The organism is Streptomyces sp. NPDC005820 (genome assembly GCF_040630255.1).
Lineage (GTDB): Bacteria > Actinomycetota > Actinomycetes > Streptomycetales > Streptomycetaceae > Streptomyces.
The window spans coordinates 21615-36506 of sequence record NZ_JBEXXE010000017.1; the positions used below are offsets into that span (position 1 = coordinate 21615).

General features: G+C 72.3%; 15 protein-coding genes and 1 tRNA gene. 14 read left to right on the top strand and 2 right to left on the bottom strand.

Annotated features, from left to right (window positions below; genetic code table 11):
- The first annotated feature begins 173 nt into the window (after window positions 1–173).
- The 12 genes from ABZ464_RS21690 (at window position 174) to ABZ464_RS21745 (ending at window position 10189) form a co-directional block, all read left to right on the top strand.
- On the top strand, window positions 174–2918 hold the full coding sequence (locus tag ABZ464_RS21690; protein ID WP_359279254.1) for an ATP-binding protein: 2745 nt from the start codon (window positions 174–176) through the stop codon (window positions 2916–2918).
- Window positions 2919–2977: 59 nt separating this feature from the next.
- Entirely contained in the window at window positions 2978–3412 is a 435-nt protein-coding gene (locus ABZ464_RS21695; RefSeq protein ID WP_359279255.1) for a roadblock/LC7 domain-containing protein, read from the top strand.
- Between the two features lie 2 nt (window positions 3413–3414).
- Window positions 3415–3786, top strand: a complete 372-nt coding sequence (locus ABZ464_RS21700) for a DUF742 domain-containing protein (RefSeq protein ID WP_359279256.1) — start codon at window positions 3415–3417, stop codon at window positions 3784–3786.
- Window positions 3764–4435 (top strand): ATP/GTP-binding protein, encoded by a 672-nt coding sequence (locus ABZ464_RS21705; RefSeq protein WP_359279257.1) that lies wholly within the window; start codon window positions 3764–3766, stop codon window positions 4433–4435. The genes ABZ464_RS21700 and ABZ464_RS21705 overlap by 23 nt, the downstream gene beginning before the upstream one ends.
- A gap of 105 nt (window positions 4436–4540) precedes the next feature.
- Window positions 4541–5101 carry a GAF domain-containing protein gene (locus tag ABZ464_RS21710; protein WP_359279258.1) on the top strand — a complete coding sequence of 187 codons (561 nt, stop codon included), beginning with the start codon at window positions 4541–4543 and terminating at the stop codon, window positions 5099–5101.
- A gap of 185 nt (window positions 5102–5286) precedes the next feature.
- Window positions 5287–6315: an L-threonine 3-dehydrogenase gene (gene tdh, locus ABZ464_RS21715; protein ID WP_359279259.1), complete on the top strand. Its 1029-nt coding sequence runs from the start codon at window positions 5287–5289 to the stop codon at window positions 6313–6315.
- Window positions 6316–6351: 36 nt separating this feature from the next.
- Complete coding sequence (locus tag ABZ464_RS21720; RefSeq protein WP_359279260.1) at window positions 6352–7545, top strand: glycine C-acetyltransferase; 1194 nt, start codon at window positions 6352–6354, stop codon at window positions 7543–7545.
- A 31-nt stretch (window positions 7546–7576) separates the two neighbouring features.
- The gene (locus tag ABZ464_RS21725) at window positions 7577–8479 is read left to right on the top strand and encodes a LysR family transcriptional regulator (RefSeq protein ID WP_359279261.1); all 903 of its coding nucleotides are present in this window, start codon (window positions 7577–7579) and stop codon (window positions 8477–8479) included.
- Between the two features lie 46 nt (window positions 8480–8525).
- Complete coding sequence (locus ABZ464_RS21730) at window positions 8526–9107, top strand: XRE family transcriptional regulator (RefSeq protein ID WP_359279262.1); 582 nt, start codon at window positions 8526–8528, stop codon at window positions 9105–9107.
- Window positions 9104–9631, top strand: a complete 528-nt coding sequence (locus tag ABZ464_RS21735; protein ID WP_359279263.1) for a GNAT family N-acetyltransferase — start codon at window positions 9104–9106, stop codon at window positions 9629–9631. Before ABZ464_RS21730 ends, ABZ464_RS21735 begins: the two co-directional genes overlap by 4 nt.
- 30 nt (window positions 9632–9661) lie before the next feature.
- Window positions 9662–10018, top strand: coding sequence for an MmcQ/YjbR family DNA-binding protein (locus ABZ464_RS21740; protein ID WP_359279264.1), 357 nt, complete (start codon window positions 9662–9664; stop codon window positions 10016–10018).
- 97 nt (window positions 10019–10115) lie between these two features.
- Window positions 10116–10189, top strand: a tRNA-Pro gene (locus tag ABZ464_RS21745).
- Window positions 10190–10267: 78 nt separating this feature from the next.
- Here ABZ464_RS21745 and ABZ464_RS21750 read toward each other — a convergent pair.
- Window positions 10268–12352: a CHAT domain-containing protein gene (locus ABZ464_RS21750; RefSeq protein WP_359279265.1), complete on the bottom strand. Its 2085-nt coding sequence runs from the start codon at window positions 12350–12352 to the stop codon at window positions 10268–10270.
- Between the two features lie 59 nt (window positions 12353–12411).
- Complete coding sequence (locus tag ABZ464_RS21755; protein WP_359279266.1) at window positions 12412–13104, bottom strand: hypothetical protein; 693 nt, start codon at window positions 13102–13104, stop codon at window positions 12412–12414.
- 76 nt (window positions 13105–13180) lie between these two features.
- Between ABZ464_RS21755 and ABZ464_RS21760 the strand changes: the two genes are divergently transcribed.
- Window positions 13181–13504 (top strand): CU044_2847 family protein, encoded by a 324-nt coding sequence (locus ABZ464_RS21760; RefSeq protein WP_359279267.1) that lies wholly within the window; start codon window positions 13181–13183, stop codon window positions 13502–13504.
- A gap of 737 nt (window positions 13505–14241) precedes the next feature.
- Complete coding sequence (locus tag ABZ464_RS21765) at window positions 14242–14892, top strand: sigma-70 family RNA polymerase sigma factor (protein ID WP_359279412.1); 651 nt, start codon at window positions 14242–14244, stop codon at window positions 14890–14892.

Genomic DNA, 14892 nt, shown 5'->3' on the forward strand with positions numbered 1-14892 from the left:
CTTCGGTGCCATTGGTGAACGGGTGAATTCTGGGCTTATCGGCCTTCTGTGCGACCGCTCATACCACAGGGCGAAGCTCCCTGGGGGAGTTTGTCAACTGCCCGCCGCACATGATGCGCGGGCGACTACTGTGAGTGGTCGACCAGGCCCATGGACCCAGCACGAGGACCCCGATGTCTCACCTCCGCGCACCGGCCGCACGTGCAGACCGCCGTGAGGGCGGGCGGCACGGACGACCGGTAGCCCGCACCGCACCCGCGCCGGCCGAGACGCACATACGGCCCCAGTTGCTGCGTCTCGCCGTGCTGCCGCCGACCGCCGTCGCGCTCAGCGCCTGCGCGGTCGTCCTGTTCACCGTGCGCTCCACCGGCACCCGGCCCGGCCCCGTCCTGTGGGCCGTCCTGGCCGGCGCGGTCGCGGTCACCGGCGTCGGCATCCTCGTCGCGGCCGTCGCCGCCGACCGCGCCGCCCGCTCCGTCAGCGACCGCCTCGCCGCCCTGCGCCGCAGCAGCGCCCGCGGCGAGGCCGACCTGCGCGCGCTCGTCGAGTCGCTGCGCCGCGGCGAGGCCCCGGAGCGGCGCAGGTCGCGCGGCGGGCCGCCCGGCGACGCCGACGACTTCGAACTGCTCGCCGCCGACCTCGCCCGCGCACACGACGGCGCCGTCACGGCCGTCGTGCAGGCCTCCCGGCTGTCCAGCCAGGCCGGCAGCGAACAGAAACTGGAGGTCTTCGTCAACCTCGCGCGACGGCTTCAGTCCCTCGTGCACCGCGAGATCTCGATCCTCGACGAGCTGGAGAACGAGATCGAGGACCCCGAACTGCTCAAGGGCCTCTTCCACGTCGACCATCTCGCCACCCGCATCCGCCGCCACGCCGAGAACCTCGCCGTCCTCGGCGGGGCCGTCTCCCGTCGGCAGTGGAGCAACCCCGTCTCCATGACCGAGGTGCTGCGCTCCGCCATCGCCGAGGTCGAGCAGTACTCCCGGGTCAAGCTGGTGCCGCCGATCGACGGCGAACTGCGCGGGCACGCCGTCGCCGACGTCATCCATCTCCTCGCCGAACTCGTCGAGAACGCCACGGTGTTCTCCGCGCCGCACACCCAGGTGCTGCTGCGCGCCAACCTCTGCACCTCGGGGCTGGCCGTCGAGGTCGAGGACCGCGGCCTCGGCATGCCGGTCGAGGAGCAGGCCCGGATGAACGCGCTGCTCGCCGACCCCGACCAGGTCAACGTCGGCCGCCTGCTGGCCGACGGCCGCATCGGCCTGTACGTCGTCTCCCAGCTCGCCCGTCGGCACGGCATCCGGGTCCGACTCCAGTCCAACATCTACGGCGGTGTCCAGGCCGTACTCGTCGTCCCGCAGGCCCTGCTGGGAGGCGCCGCCGGAGCCGTCGTACCGGCGCGTGATCCCCTGGCCACCCCGGCCCCGAACGCCGCCCCCGCCCCGAACGCCGCCCCCGGCGACGACCGCCGGGACACCGCCGACGCCGGCCGTTCGCGGCAACTGCCTCGCCAGGGCGCCGGTACGGCACACCGGCCGGAGGGGCCGGGCACCGGGCGCCGGCCGGCTCCCTCGCGGGGGCAGGTCGGCCCGGCACCGCGCCGACCTGCCCCCGCGCAGCCGGAGGACACGGGCGCCACGGAGCGCCTCCCGGCGCCCCCACGGCCGCAGACCACCACCGCCGCCACGGGCCACCCGCCCACCACCCCACCGCACACCCGGGGCACCTCCGACACCCAGGGCTCCCGCGTACCGGACCGCCTCCTCCACACCGGCACCGACTCGGCCGACCCCACGGCGTCCGCGCACCCCGGGTCCAACACCGGAGCGACCCGCTCCGTCGCCTCTGCGTACCCCGGGCCCATTACCGAGGCGATCGGCTCGACCGCGTCCGCGCACCCCGGGCCCACCGCCGGAGCGACCCCCTCGACCGGGGCCCCGTACCCCGGACCCACCACCGAAGCGGACCGTTCGACCGCGCACGCCAGGCCCGGCACCGAAGCGACCCGCCCGGTTGCCTCGCCTTACGCCGGGCCCATCGCCGAAGGACCCCTCTCGACCGCGTCCGCGCACCCCGGACCCACCGGGGACAACGCCGCCGCAGGCAGGGCGGTGGAGCCCGGTGGGCAGGTCGGCTTCATCGGCGGGAGGCCGGTGGGCCGTACCGGAGCAGGGGGAGCGGTTCCCGACCCCCTGCTCCGGTCGGCCCCCGATCACAGCCGGGGCGCCGGTTCCCCGGACGGCCCCGTGCCGCTGCCCGTGCGCGGAGCCCGGCAGGACCGGCCCAACCCCGCCGAGGCCGTGCCCGGCATCCGGCGGGCCGACCGGGGGGTCGTGGAGGAGAACGCGGGCATCGCACCCGTCCCGCGCTCGGGGGCCGTGCGCGGCACCATGGGCAAGCCGCAGCTGCCCCGGCGCCGCGCCCAGGAGCACATCGCGCCCCAGCTGCGCGGTGGCCCGGCCCCCCGTCCGGACGTCGAGCAGCCCGTCGGCCACGACCCCGGTCTGATGGCCGCCTTCCAGCGGGGCATCGGCCTCGCCGAGGCCCAGCAGAGCCTGGAGGCGGAGGTGCTGGAGTCGGCCGTGCCGTTCCCGGAGTGGGAGGCCCTGGAGCGCAGCGCCTACCCGGAGCCCGGCCCCTTCGACCGGCCCCACCGCACCACCCCGGGCTCCACGCCCGCCCCGGACCGGTCCCACCACCCCACCGTGAACCCCACGACCACCTCGGACCGGTCCGCCGCCTCCGCGCCGCCCCCCGTCGTCCCGCCCCGGATAACCGAGGCGCCCTCCGCACACGCCTCCGCCGCCCCCCAGGCGTACGGCGTGCGGGACGGACTGACGGCCGGGCCCGCGCAGGCTCCCGGCTCCGGTTCCGACCACCCCACCCCCCGGCACGACGGGAGCGCCCCCGCCGGATGAGCGGTACCCCCACCCCCAGCGCTCCCGCAGACCTTCGTACCCCAAGGAGTCGATCCACCATGGCGAGCGATGCGCCGACCGCCCAGGTATCCGATCTCGACTGGCTGATGAGCGGCCTCGTGCAGCGCGTACCGCACACCACCAGCGCCGTGCTGCTCTCCTGCGACGGACTGGTGAAATCGGTCCACGGTCTCGACGCCGACAGCGCCGACCACATGGCCGCCCTGGCCTCCGGCCTGTACTCCCTCGGCCGCAGCGCGGGCGTCCGCTTCGGCGACGGCGGGGACGTACGGCAGGTCGTCGTCGAACTCGACTCGACGCTGCTGTTCGTCACCACCGCCGGTTCCGGGACCTGTCTCGCCGTGCTCGCCGGCCGGGAGGCCGACGCCGCCGTCCTCGGCTACGAGATGGCGATGCTCGTGAAGAGCGTGCGGCCGTATCTGACGACCGCGCCCCGGCAGCACGCCGTCGATGCGTCGGTGACGGGAACTTGAGCGTGGCGGCGGCCGGCGACGGGCCCTGGCTCGACGACGCGGCCGGACGGCTGGTGCGCCCGTTCACGGTCAGCAACGGGCGCACCGAGCCCACCGTCGCCCTCGACCTCATGTCCCAGGTGATGGCCACCGGCGCGAGACCCCTCGGCTACCTCGGCCCCGAGCACGCCCAGGCCCTCGACCTGTGCCGGGCCCCCGTCCCGGTCGCCGAGGTCGCCGCCCATCTGAAGCTGCCGGCGGCGGTCACCAAGGTCCTCCTGTCGGACCTCGTCGACTGCGGGGCCCTGACCACCAAGCCCCCCGAGTTCCACCACAACCCCACCGACCGGGCCCTACTGGAGGCAGTGCTCGATGGACTACGACGACAGCTCTGAGAGCGACGAGTACGACTCGCGAGAGGCGTACGAGGGCTACGACAAGGGCTATGACGACGGCCGCGCCGACCCTTTTCCGACCGCGCTGAAGATCCTGGTCGCGGGCGGCTTCGGGGTCGGCAAGACCACCTTCGTCGGCGCCGTGAGCGAGATCGCCCCGCTCAGCACCGAGGAGCTGCTCACCACGGTCGGCGCCGCGACCGACAACCTCGACGGCATCGAGAACAAGGTCGAGACGACCGTCGCCATGGACTTCGGCCGCATCAGCCTGGACCCGCAGCACGTGCTGTACCTGTTCGGCACGCCCGGGCAGGAGCGGTTCTGGTTCATGTGGGACGAACTGTCCGAGGGCGCCCTCGGCGCGGTCATCCTCGCCGACACCCGCCGCCTCGAGGAGTGCTTCGCGGCCGTCGACTTCTTCGAGGAGCGCGGCCTCGGCTTCATCGTCGCGATCAACGAGTTCGACGGCTCCCACCGCTACGACCCCGAGGAGGTGCGCGCCGCCATCGACCTGGACCCGGACATCCCCATCGTGCGCTGCGACGCCCGGATCTCCGCCTCCGGCGTGCAGACCCTGCTCACCCTCGTCCGGCACCTCATCGCCCACGCACCGGCGGCACCCCAGCCGAGCCGCGGCGCCACCATGTGACCCCCGCACCCCCGTCATGGAGCCGCACATGCCCTACGACGTCCCCGACGTCCCCCACGCCCCCGACGCCCCCCGAGACCGAACCCGCCGGCCCGGAGCACGCCCATGAGCTACGACCCGCCCCGCCCGGCCGGTCGCCTGCTGCTCACCCCGGAGGACAGGGACGCCCCCGCCCGCACCCTGAGGCTGCGCCGACTCGGCCTCGGGGAGTGGCCGGAGCCCGCCCTGGACACCTACGCCGAGCGTCTCGCCGCGCTGACCGGCGCCGCCTACGCCATGGTCAACTTCCTCCGGGAGGAAGGGCAGTTCTTCGCGGGGCTGCACACCCCGGCGGGGGGAGAGGCGGCCCGGGGCGGAAAGCCCGAGGTGGGCCGGCGGCTGCCGCGCGAGTACGGCTACTGCCCGCACGTCGCCGTCCGGCGCAAGGCGCTGGTCCTGGAGGACGTCGGCGACTACCCGCGCTTCGCGGGCAACCCGGTCGTCGACGAGTACGGTGTCCGCTCCTACCTCGGCGCGCCGCTCATCGACACGACCGGCACGGTCCTCGGCACGGTGTGCGTCGCCGACCTCGCCCCCCGGCGCTGGGGCACCTCCGGCCTGGAGACCATCAAGGCGACGGCCGCCGACCTCGTCGTACGACTGGAGACGGGCACTCCACCGGCCTAGCGGGGTGTGTCGGGGGGACCCAGGATCAGGGCGTGAAGGAAAGCTGTTGCTCCGCTTAAGAAAAGCTCGATGGACCGGGGCCGGTGGCATGCGGCAGATTGCTGAGCGAATCCACCCCCCTCCCCGGCAGCGGGGCGCCGCGGCCTGCCCGTGCGCCTCCCGGGCCTCACCACAGGAGCCGCAGCTTGAAGGCGCTGGTCAAGGAGAAGGCGGAGCCCGGGCTGTGGCTCCGGGACGTCCCGGAGCCCGAGGCCGGCCCCGGTGACGTACTGATCAAGGTGCAGCGGACCGGCATCTGCGGCACCGATCTGCACATCCGGGCCTGGGACGGCTGGGCGCAGCAGACGATCAGCACCCCGCTGGTCCTCGGTCATGAGTTCGTCGGCGAGGTCGTCGAGACGGGGCGGGACGTCACCGACATCGCCGTCGGCGACCGGGTGAGCGGCGAGGGGCACCTCGTGTGCGGCAAGTGCCGCAACTGTCTCGCCGGGCGCCGCCATCTGTGCCGGGCCACCGTCGGCCTCGGCGTCGGCCGCGACGGCGCCTTCGCGGAGTACGTCGTGCTGCCCGCGTCGAACGTCTGGGTGCACCGGGTCCCCGTGGACCTCGACGTGGCCGCGATCTTCGACCCGTTCGGCAACGCCGTGCACACCGCGCTGTCCTTCCCGCTGGTCGGCGAGGACGTGCTCATCACCGGCGCCGGCCCGATCGGTCTGATGGCCGCCGCCGTCGCCCGGCACGCCGGCGCCCGCAACGTCGTGATCACCGACGTGAGCGAGGAGCGCCTGGAGCTGGGCCGCAAGATCGGCGCGAGCCTCGCCCTCGACGTCTCCCGCTCCTCCATCGCCGACGGCCAGCGCGAGCTCGGGCTGCGCGAGGGCTTCGACATCGGCCTGGAGATGTCCGGCCGCCCCGCGGCCCTGCGCGACATGATCGCCAACATGACCCACGGCGGCCGGATCGCCATGCTGGGGCTGCCGGCGGAGGAGTTCCCGGTCGACTGGGCCCGGATCGTCACCTCGATGATCACCATCAAGGGCATCTACGGCCGGGAGATGTTCGAGACCTGGTACGCGATGTCGGTCCTGCTGGAGGGCGGCCTCGACCTCGCCCCCGTGATCACCGGCCGGTACGGGTACCGCGACTTCGAGGCGGCGTTCGCCGACGCGGCGAGCGGCCGCGGCGGCAAGGTCATCCTCGACTGGACCGCGTAACCCCCCTTTCGGCGAAGGCACTTGAGGAGCTTCCCCATGTTCGACTCCGTGCGCGACGACCTGCGCACCACCCTCGACGAGATCCGCGCCGCCGGACTGCACAAGCCCGAGCGGGTGATCGGCACCCCGCAGTCGGCGACCGTCGCCGTCACCGCGGGCGGCCGTCCCGGTGAGGTCCTGAACTTCTGCGCCAACAACTACCTCGGCCTCGCCGACCACCCCGAGGTCGTCGCCGCCGCCCACGCGGCGCTGGACCGCTGGGGCTACGGCATGGCGTCCGTGCGCTTCATCTGCGGCACGCAGGAGGTGCACAAGGAGCTGGAGGCCCGGCTGTCGGCGTTCCTCGGCCAGGAGGACACGATCCTGTACTCCTCCTGCTTCGACGCCAACGGCGGTGTCTTCGAGACGCTGCTCGGCCCCGAGGACGCGGTGATCTCCGACGCCCTCAACCACGCCTCGATCATCGACGGCATCCGGCTGTCCAAGGCCCGCCGCTTCCGGTACGCCAACCGTGATCTGGAGGACCTGGAGCGGCAGTTGAAGGAGGCGTCCGGCGCGCGCCGCCGGCTGGTCGTCACCGACGGGGTCTTCTCCATGGACGGCTATGTGGCGCCGCTGCGCGAGATCTGCGACCTCGCCGACCGCTACGACGCGATGGTCATGGTGGACGACTCCCACGCGGTCGGCTTCGTCGGCCCCGGCGGGCGCGGCACCCCCGAACTGCACGGCGTGATGGACCGCGTCGACATCATCACCGGCACCCTCGGCAAGGCGCTCGGCGGCGCCTCGGGCGGCTATGTCGCCGCCCGCGCGGAGATCGTGGCCCTGCTGCGGCAGCGCTCCCGCCCGTACCTGTTCTCCAACACCCTCGCCCCGGTGATCGCGGCGGCCTCCCTGAAGGTCCTCGACCTGCTGGAGTCCGCCGACGACCTGCGCGTCCGGCTCAGGGAGAACACCGCCCTGTTCCGCCGCCGGATGACCGAGGAGGGCTTCGACATCCTCCCCGGCGACCACGCCATCGCCCCCGTGATGATCGGCGACGCGGCGAAGGCGGGCCGGATGGCCGAACTGCTGCTGGAGCGCGGGGTGTACGTGATCGGCTTCTCCTACCCGGTCGTCCCGCAGGGGCAGGCCCGGATCCGGGTCCAGCTGTCGGCCGCGCACTCCACGGACGACGTGAACCGCGCGGTGGACGCCTTCGTCGCGGCGCGCGCGGAACTGGAGGGCTGAGGAGCCCCGACATATTGCGATAATCGATCCCATGATCGAGGCGCGGCGGCTCCACATCCTCCGTGCGGTGGCCGACCACCGCACCGTGACGGCGGCTGCCGCCGCGCTGTACCTCACCCCCTCCGCCGTCTCCCAGCAGCTCGCCGCCCTGGAGCAGGAGACCGGCCACCGTCTCGTGGAGCGCGGCGCGAAGGGGGTACGGCTCACCCCGGCCGGCGAGATCCTGCTCAGCCACACCCACGCGGTCCTCGCCCAGCTGGAGCGGGCCGAGGCGGAGCTGGCCGCCTACAGCTCCGGGGAGGCCGGCACGGTCACCGTCGCCGCCTTCGCGACCGGGATCGCCCTGGTCGTGGCGCCCGCGGTGGCCCGGCTCGCCCGCAGCGCGCCCGGGATAAGGATCCGCGTCCAGGACGCCGAGGGGGACGCCAGCCTGCCGATGGTCCTCGACCGGCAGGTCGACGTGGCCGTGGCCGTCGAGTACCGGGGCGCCCCGGCCGCCGACGACCCCCGGCTCGCGCACGTCCCGCTGTACGCCGAGCCCTTCGACGCGGTCGTCCCGGTCACCCACCGCCTCGCCGACGCCGCGGAAGTCCCCCTCGCGGAGCTGGCCAAGGACTCGTGGATCGGCCCCTACCCCGGCAACCCCTGCCATGACGTGGTCGTCCTGGCCTGCGAGAACGCCGGATTCCAGCCGCGGCTCGAACACTCCTCGGACGACTTCCGCGCGGTCGTCGCCCTCGCCTCCGCCGACGCGGGCGTGGCCCTCGTCCCGCGCTCGGCCCTGCGCGGCATGGACCTCACCGGTGTCGTGGTCCGCCCGATAGACGGCGCGGCCCCGACCCGCCGCGTCTTCGCCGCCGTACGGCGTGGAGCGGAGGAGCACCCGCTGATCCTGCCGGTGCTGGACGCCCTGCGGGAGGCGGCCCGGGTGTGAGCCGCCCGTAACCCGCCTGTCTCATATCCGGGATAACTTCCCGAATATGAAACGAACCGAGGAGGCGGCCCCGGACGCCGTCGATGCGCGGCTGGGCGCCCGCCTGGCCGCACTGCGCGCCGAACGCGGCTGGTCCCTGGGAGACGTGGCGGAACGCAGCGGGGTGAGCCGTTCGACGCTGTCCCGCGCCGAGCGGGCCGAGATCAGTCCGACGGCCTCGATGCTCAACCGCCTGTGCGCGGTGTACGGGCGGACGATGTCCCAGCTGCTCAGCGAGGTCGAGACGGAGCCCGCGCTGCTGGTGCGGGCCGCCGACCAGCAGGTCTGGCAGGACCGCGACGCCGGCTTCGTACGCCGGTCCGTGTCCCCGCCGCACCGCGGACTGCGCGGCGAACTCGTCGAGGGACGGCTCGCGCCGGGCGCCGACATCGCCTACGACCGCCCGCCCGTGCCCGGCCTCGAACAGCACATCTGGGTCCTCGAAGGAGCCCTGGCCATGACCGATCAGGACGACGAGCACCACCTCGACTCGGGCGACTGCCTGCGCCTTCGGGTGTGGGGCCCGACCCGGTTCCGCTGCGTCGGCGACACCGCGGTCCGCTATGTGCTGGCGGTGGTGCTGCCGTGACAGCGACCGTACGGCGCCTGGACGGGGCCGATCTCGTCCTCGCGGCCGAGGAGCTGGCCGCCCTGCTCGTCGACACCGTGGCCGGCGGCGCCTCGATCGGCTTCCTGGCACCGCTGGACACCGTCGAGGCCCTCGCCTGGTGGCGGGAGCGGGCCGAGGGCGCCGACGCCGGACACCTCGCGGTCTGGGCGGCGTACACCGGAGACCGGGTGATCGGCACCGTCAGTCTCGCCTTCCCCGACAAACCCAACAGCCGCCACCGCGCCGAACTCGTCAAGCTCATGGTCCACCGCGACGCCCGCGGCAAGGGCCTCGGCCGCGCCCTCCTCACCACCGCCGAGCAGGCCGCCCTCGCCGCCGGCATCACCCTGCTCCACCTGGACACCGAGACCGACAGCCCCGCCGAGCACCTCTACGGCACCGCCGGCTGGACCAGGGCGGGCGTGATCCCCGACTACGCGGCGGACCCGGCCGGGATCCTGCGCCCCACCACCCTGTACTACAAACACCTCACCAGGGGCTGACTGTCAGTGGCAGCGGCTACGGTGCGGAGCATGCCCGACGCCGAAGACGTACGCCGTATCGCCCTCGCCCTGCCGGACACCACGGAGAAGGTCGCCTGGAACATGCCCACGTTCCGGGTCGCGGGGAAGATGTTCGCCACGCTCCCCGAGGACGAGACGTCCATCGCCGTGCGCTGCCCCAAGGAGGAACGGGACGAACTGGTCCTCGCCGAGCCCGCGAAGTTCTGGATCGCGGCCCACGAGGCACAGTTCGCCTGGGTGCGGGCCCGGCTCACCGCCATCGAGGACGAGGGCGAGCTGCGCGACATCCTCGCCGACTCCTGGCGCCAGGCCGCCCCGCCCCGCCTCCTCGACGCCTACCCGGAGCTGGGCCTGCCCACCGACTGAACCGCCCCGGCCGGAAACGGGTGCGCGACCACCGACCCGAGTGCGGTATTGTTTCCATGCACGTTCGGCCAGGGGAAACCCCAGGTCAGACGGGCAACGGGACGTGGCGCAGCTTGGTAGCGCACTTGACTGGGGGTCAAGGGGTCGCAGGTTCAAATCCTGTCGTCCCGACGGTGAAGCCGATCCGTCGGTTCTTTTGAGGCTCTGTTCCCGCGAGGGAACGGAGCCTCGCTGCGTTGACGGACGTGCTCAGGGGTGGGTGCCGGGCACGCGGACCGTGTGCACGATCTTGTCCTCACCCGCGCTGACGAGGAACCGGCCGTCCGGCGAGAACGCCACGGCGTTCACCGAGCGGTTGTACTTGAGGGCGAGCAGCGACTGCCCCGAGTCGGCCCACCACACACCGACGGCTCCGTCCTCGCTTCCGGTGGCGATCATGCTGCTGTCGGGGCTGAAGGCCACCGCCCGCAGACCGCCCTTGTGCTCCACGCGGCAGAGCGGGGTCCAGGTCTCCGTCTCGCTGACCTGGGCGGTGCGGTCCTGGCTGCAGGTGGCGACCTTCCGCCCGTCCGGGGAGTAGGCGACACCGAGGACGAAGTCCTGGTGCTCGATCTGTGCCTCCGGCCGCCCCGTTTCCGTGTCCCAGACGTAGGCGTTCCTGTCCTCGGATCCCGTGAGCAGGCGGCGCCCGTCCGGGCTGAACGCCAGGGACTTGACGGCCCGCGCATGGTGCAGGGTCAGGACACGGCTGCCCGTGCCGAGATCCCACAGGCAGGCGGTGGCGTCCGCGCTCCCGGTGGCCAGGAGCCGCCCGCTCCGGTCATGGGCCACCGTGTTGACGAAATGGCGGTGGGTGAACTTGAGGGGGGTGGCCTCGGACGTCATGTCCCAGACGCGGGCGAGATTGTCCGTGCTGCCGCTCGCCAGGCGGTCGCCGTCGGGACTGAAGGCGAGCGCGTTGACCATCGTGCTCCACCCGCCGAGCCGGCGCTGCCAGGTCGGCTGGCCGGTGATCACGTCCCAGACCCGCACGAGTTTGCGGGAGCCGGTGGCGAGGAGCCGCCCGGAAGGATGGACGGCCATGCTGACCACCCAGTGCCCGGTGTCGATCTCCGGCCGGGGCGTGAGATCAGCGGAGTGAGTCGTGGGGGGCCGGGAGACGTGCGAGGGCTCGGCGGACTGGTCGGTCTTCGGGTGCTCGTCGGTCTGCCCGTCGTGCCCTTCCTTGTTGATCTGGTCGACGACGTCCTGGGGGCGTGTGGGTTTGCGCAGCGACGTGAAGTCGAACAGGCGGGCGTCGCCACTGCGCTGGTACAGGACGGGCGTGAAGCACTCGAGGCTGTCGTCCTTGTCGGCCCGCAGGGCGATACGGCCCGTGCGGACCGCCTCGTCGACCGGCCGGTTGGCCGCGAGCGCCTGGTAGAAGGCCCGGGAGAACAGCACGGCCGCCTTGTCGGTCACCGCGAACTGCATGGCGACCACGGCCGGCACCGTGTACTCCAGCCTGGCCGCCGTGCTGGAGAACAGATCGCGTGCGTGGGAGGTTCCCGTCTCGCAGCTGTTGAGCACGACGAGGCGCGGGGAGGGGTCGGCGACGCTGATGAGCGAGCCGAGCGCCTCCGCGTGCAACGGAGACTCCCTGCCCTGCTCGTCGGAGAAGACGAGCATCCCCTCGCGTCGTTGATCGTCGAACTTTCCATGGCCGATGAAGTGGAAGATGTGACAGCCGGAGAACAGGGCGTTGAAGAGATCGTGCTTGGTTCCGCCGGCCACCCAGTCGAGCCGCACCCTCCCCTCGTCGATGAGCGGCTTGAGCGCGGTGCTCAGTCCTTCCCGTTCGGCCTCCGCCTCCAGCGGGCTGAGGGAACCCGGCAGGGCCACCATCCCGAGGATGCTCAACGGCGGCTCGACGCGCAGCGGAGCGACCGGCTCCAGCATCTCCACATGGCGGATCACCGGGTGGTGCAGGCACAGATAGCCGCCCAGCTTCTCGTCGTAGAGCAGCTCCCAGGGCAGTGCGGCGAGTTCCGGGGAACGGACCCGCAGGACCATGCGCAGCCGCCGACCGTGTTCCTGGGCCTTCTGTCTGCTGGACAGGTAGAGAGCCTTGATCCCGCTCTGGAAGACGGAGTCGAAGAGGGTGCCGCCGACCTCCATGGCGGGGAGCTCCATTCCGGTCCCCACGCTCCGCGAGCGCGCGGCCGAGCCCAGTACGGCCGCCTGCAGGGACGGGAGCCGGTCGAGCAGCTCATAGGCGTCGATGGCGGCGACGGCGGTGTCCTCACCGGACGGCGACGTCACGTCGATACGGTAGCCGTCGGGCGTTTCGCTCATTTCGAGGACGAAATCAAAATCGGCCGCCATGGCGCCCTTCTCTCCCCGGGCCGACCGGGTCAACCACCGTCGGGGGTTTGCGAGGGAGTTTCGGGGGTGGCGTCATCCGGCCCTGTCGGCCTAGAGGTGTTGGTGAGCCAGCTCTGGAACTCGGAGAAATTCTTCGGGTCCGATATCTGTGCCCAGACGACGATATTGAAACGCCGGTCCGTGTACATGGCCACAACGATGTTGCCGGCTGCGTAGCAGGATTCGTCACCGACGGCGACGGACTGGTCGTCAACGTAGTACCAATACGAGCTCCCCTTCTTGAAGTCGCTCAAGGTGGCGCAGCTGCTTCCCGGTAGGTCGCTGGGCCTGGCCTGGCTCACCCACCAGTCCTGCATCGCGTTCACGTTGTCGAACATGACATACCAGACCTGCTCGGGGACGCTGTCCTGGGTGCTGCAGTCCATCTTCACCGCCCCCTTGGGGGCCTCGGCGGCCTCCCTGCAGGTCAGCGTCGATGTCACGTCGGACGGAATGTGCTTCTTGAGGGCGGACAGTGAGGGCCCGTGCTGATTCGCCTCGGTGGTCACCCCCCACATCCCGCCCGCCAGCAGCAGCACGCCCAATATGGCGATCACGATGCGCGGCGCTCGCTTCATCTTCGGGATCGTCATCAGGCGTCTGGAGATACCGCTGCCGATCAGAGCAGCCGCCAGGAGCAGAATTCCGATGACGATGAGAACGATCTCGACGGCGAGAGGCATCGTTCAGCTCCTTCCAGAATTGGAAGAACCGTCAACTACCCAGCAGTATCGGGGATTTCGTGATAATTCGTAGTTTATGGCGATTGTAGAGTTCCTGCTAGATGACGGCAGCGCTGTTCTCGTCCGGGTTTCCGAGGAGCAGACACAAAGCTCCGTGCTCACCCGGGGAGCGTCGCCGTCCACCGTGATCGACAAAGCCGAGGGCACCTTCGAGTCCGTCATGCATGCCGTGCGGGCGGTCGCCCATGGAGTGGCCGCACAGGTGAAGGACTTCCCGCAGCGGCCGGACGGCCTTGTCGTGCAATTCGGCGTCGAGTTGAACGCGCAGGCCGGGGCCATCGTCACGGCGGTCGGCGCGTCGGCTCAGCTGACCGTCAGCCTCTCCTGGAACAAGCCCTGATCGGTCGGTTTCTGAGACTCCGTCGGTTCAGCCTGTGAACCTCCCGTGCAGGCTGTGGATTCGCCCAACCCCCGTCGGTCCCCGGGAACGCGCTGCCAGGATGAGGCCCCATGATCCCGGGGTGCTGGTCGCGCATGCTGAGGGCCGCCGTGTTCGCGGCCGTCTGTGTGCTGCTCGCCGCCCTGGGGCACGTCATGATGTCCGGGGACCTCCTGTCCTGGTGGGCGCCGGTCGGCGGGTTCGCCGTCGTCGGCGGGGCGGGCTGGTGCCTGGCCGGGCGGGAGCGGGATGTGCCGGCCGTGACGGCGGTGGCGCTCGCCGCGCAGGCCGGGCTGCACTTCGCCTTCTCCCTCGCGCCGCAGGCCGGTGGTGGCGCCATGGACGGCATGGAGCACATGGGGTCCGGACCGGGCTACGGATCGGACTCCGGCATGCTCGCCGCCCATGTGCTCGCCGCGCTGCTGTGCGGACTCTGGCTGGCGTTCGGGGAGCGGGCCGGGTTCCGGGTGCTGCGGGCCGTGGCCGGGTGGCTGACCGCCCCGCTGCGGTGGCCCGCCCACCGGCCCGTCCTGCCCCGTCCGTCCCATGCCGGGGTGCGCGGTCGTTCGGAGCGGGCGCCGCGGCCGTTCCTCCTCGTCCACGCGATCACTCCCCGGGGGCCGCCCGCGCGGACCGCCGTCCGACGACGGCCGGAACCGTACGGCACTTTCCCCTCCACCCGAGAAGGACCCATGGCGATGCCCCCTGCTCCGACGACCCCGCGCGACAAGAAGACCGGCAAACACGAGAGCCCCCGAACCCACGCCAAGTCCGCCCGGCACAGCACCCACCGCCGCGCCCACAAGGACACCCCCGCCGACGAGACCACCACCGCCCTCGCCCTGGCCGCCCGGCACGGGGACGCCGGGGCCGTGGAGCAGCTCGTACGGGCCCTGCACCGGGACGTGCTGCGGTACGTCGCCCATCTGTGCGCCGACCCGCAGGCGGTGGACGACCTGGCGCAGGACACCTTCCTGCGGGCGCTGGGCAGTCTGCACCGGTTCGAGGGGCGGTGCTCGGCGCGGGTGTGGCTGCTGTCGATCGCCCGCCGGGCCGTGATGGACAGCTACCGGTACGCAGCCACCCGCCCCCGCCTCGCGGACCTGCCGGACTGGCGGCCGGCCGTGGAGCTGGCCCAGCCGCGCGGGCTGCCCGGCTTCGACGACGGGATCGTGCTGCGCGAGCTGCTGGAGGCGCTGCCCGCCGACCGGCGGGAGGCGTTCGTGCTGACGCAGCTGCTGGGGCTGCCGTACGAGGAGGCTGCCCGGGTGAGCGACTGCCCGGTGGGGACGGTCCGGTCGCGGGTGGCCCGTGCCCGCGCAGCCCTCGCCGAGCAGATCACCCGGTGA